Annotated in this window: 4 protein-coding genes; all 4 read left to right on the top strand. The window is 38.8% G+C overall.

Going from position 1 to position 2,773, the window contains the following annotated elements; translation table 11 throughout:
- The coding region (locus AC1DOS_RS19305; RefSeq protein ID WP_477538805.1) for a chorismate synthase at window positions 1–573 on the top strand (573 nt) is incomplete at its 5' end.
- Between the two features lie 3 nt (window positions 574–576).
- A complete protein-coding gene (gene aroB / locus AC1DOS_RS19310) occupies window positions 577–1,680 on the top strand; it encodes a 3-dehydroquinate synthase (RefSeq protein ID WP_477538806.1) in 1,104 nt (367 codons plus the stop codon).
- Complete coding sequence (gene aroH / locus AC1DOS_RS19315) at window positions 1,680–2,045, top strand: chorismate mutase (protein WP_477538807.1); 366 nt, start codon at window positions 1,680–1,682, stop codon at window positions 2,043–2,045. The genes aroB and aroH overlap by 1 nt, the downstream gene beginning before the upstream one ends.
- Before the next feature lie 25 nt (window positions 2,046–2,070).
- The coding region (locus tag AC1DOS_RS19320; protein ID WP_477538808.1) for a pyridoxal phosphate-dependent aminotransferase at window positions 2,071–2,773 on the top strand (703 nt) is incomplete at its 3' end.

Raw genomic sequence — 2,773 nt, forward strand, 5'->3', positions numbered from 1 at the left:
TTAATGGTTCAAGCGATTGATGAAGCGAAAGAAAATGGAGATTCTATTGGTGGAGTCGTAGAAGTAATCATTGAAGGTATGCCAGCGGGAATTGGAAGTTATGTTCACTATGACCGAAAGCTTGATGCTAAATTGGCCATGGCTGTAATGAGTATTAATGCCTTTAAAGGTGTTGAAATTGGTATGGGGTTTGAAATGGCGCGTAAACCAGGTAGTCAAGTTCACGATGAAATCGAATGGAATCAAGAACAAGGTTACATAAGAACAACGAATCGTTTGGGTGGGTTAGAAGGTGGTATGTCTACGGGAATGCCAATCGTGATTCGTGGTGTAATGAAGCCTATTCCAACATTATATAAACCACTGCAAAGCGTAGATATTTCTACTAAAGAACCTTTTAAAGCCAGCATTGAACGTTCCGACAGTTGTGCAGTACCTGCAGCCTCTGTTGTTGCTGAGCATGTTGTAGCATGGGAAGTTGCAAAAGCAATTCTAGATAAGTTCCATAGTGATCAGATGCCTCAACTTTTGGATTCGATTAATCAGCACCGAGCTTACACAAAGGAGTTCTAATATATGCAAACCATTTCAATCGATACGAAACATAAGCATTATGAAGTTTATGTGGGTTCACACATTTACGAGAGTGCATTGTCTCGATATAAAAACCAATTTCAAAAAGCAGACCATGTGGTTATATTTGTCGACGAAGTGGTAGCGAAAATGCATCTTGAGAAATTACTAAAGCCTCTTGAGTTTATTAGTGGAAAATCCATTCATGTATACGAATTGCCAGCAGGTGAAGTGAGTAAAGCCGTTGAAACATTTATGGCGTGTCATTCATTTTTACTTGAAGTTGGTTGCACAAGAAAATCAATCGTCTTTGCACTGGGTGGAGGTGCTTGTGGTGATGTGGTGGGATTCGTTGCATCGACATTTATGAGGGGCATTCCATTTTTTCAATGTCCAACAACCATTTTAGCTCATGATAGTGCAGTAGGTGGAAAAACAGCAATCAATCATCCACAAGGTAAAAATATGATTGGTTCTTTTTATCAGCCTGAAGCGGTGTTATTCGATGTTTCAACTTTGAGTACACTTCCTCCTCAAGAAATTCGGTCTGGTATGGCAGAAGTGATTAAGCATGCACTTATTTCTGATCAACAATGGCTACAAGAGCTTTTGGAGTTCCCGTCATTTGCTGACATTTCTTCAACTCAGCATTTGTCTTTTTTAGTAAAAGGAATTCAAGTGAAAGCTGCCATCGTTGAAGCAGATGAAAATGAGCAATCGGTAAGAAAATACCTTAACCTTGGACATACTTATGGACATGCGATTGAAGCTTCTACTGGATACGGAAAAATAACGCACGGAGAATCAGTTGCAATTGGACTAGTTATTACACTGTTACTAAGTGAGAATATACAGCGCCTTGAACAAGGTAACGCCAGAAATCTATTTGAAGCATTAATTAAATTTGGTTATTCATTCGAGACCGTCTTAGAACATGATATTGACACGCTGCTTTCTTATATGAAACGAGATAAGAAAGCGTCTTTCGGAGAACTTCATTTTGTTTTACTTGAACAAATTGGAAAACCTTGTATGAAGATTGTGTCAGTAGAAGATATCACTTTAGCGCATGAACAATTACGAAAATGGATTAAGGAGGTGCACTAATGATACGTGGCATTCGAGGAGCAACAACCATTACAGAAGATTCCGCATCACAAATATTACTTGAAACTGAAAAGCTTGTTTTAGCCATGGCTAAAGAGAATGATATTCGACCTGAAGATGTCKCATCAGTTATCGTTTCTACGACAACTGATATTGCAGGTGCATTTCCAGCAAAAGCTGTGAGAAGTATACCTGAATGGACATATGTACCTGTTATGTGTACGCATGAAATGGATGTACCAGGAGCAATAACTATGTGTATTCGTGTGTTAATGCATGTCAACACAGATAAATCACAACGCGATGTTCATCATGTATATTTGAATGAAGCCAAGAAACTTCGACCAGATTTAATTACTAGCTGACATAAGAAAGTAGAGGCGAATGACGATGAAGTGGAAAAATCAATTAACAGGTATGAAACCTTATCAACCGGGACATTCCACGGATGAAGTGAAAAAGATGTTTGGATTAGATACAATCGTTAAACTAGCTTCCAATGAGAATCCTTTAGGGTTTTCAATAAAAGTAAGTGAGTTTTTGGAGAATCAATCGATTAATCACGCGATTTATCCAGATGGCTATGCAAGTGGTCTTCGCCAAGCTTTAGCAAAATCACTAGGAGTTGATCAAAATCAATTGCTATTTGGCAATGGTTCTGATGAAATCATTATGATGATTTCCCGTGCGTTGCTTCAACCTGGTGTAAATACCATAATGGCTACTCCTACTTTCCCCCAATATCGTCATAACGCAGTGATTGACGGAGCGGAAGTTCGTGAAGTCCAGCTGAAGAATGGGGCACATGATTTACAAGAGATGGCTCAACAAATCGATGAAAATACAGCGGTCGTCTGGTTATGTTCACCAAATAATCCGACAGGGCTGTTAATAGATCAACACGAACTAGAAGAATTCATTCAAAAAGTACCTAAAGAAGTCCTTGTCGTGTTGGATGAAGCGTATTTTGAATACATAACGGATCCTTCTTACAAGAATTCAATTACGTTACTTAAAGATCATGACAATGTCATTGTGTTACGGACGTTCTCAAAAGCATATGGACTTGCTGGTTTCCGCGTAGGATATGCAG

The organism is Paenisporosarcina sp. P5_A11, assembly GCF_056400705.1.

Excerpts from the sequence above, each read along its gene's own strand:
- aroB (WP_477538806.1), top strand. The coding sequence starts at position 577 with ATGCAAACCATTTCAATCGATACGAAACATAAGCATTATGAAGTTTAT.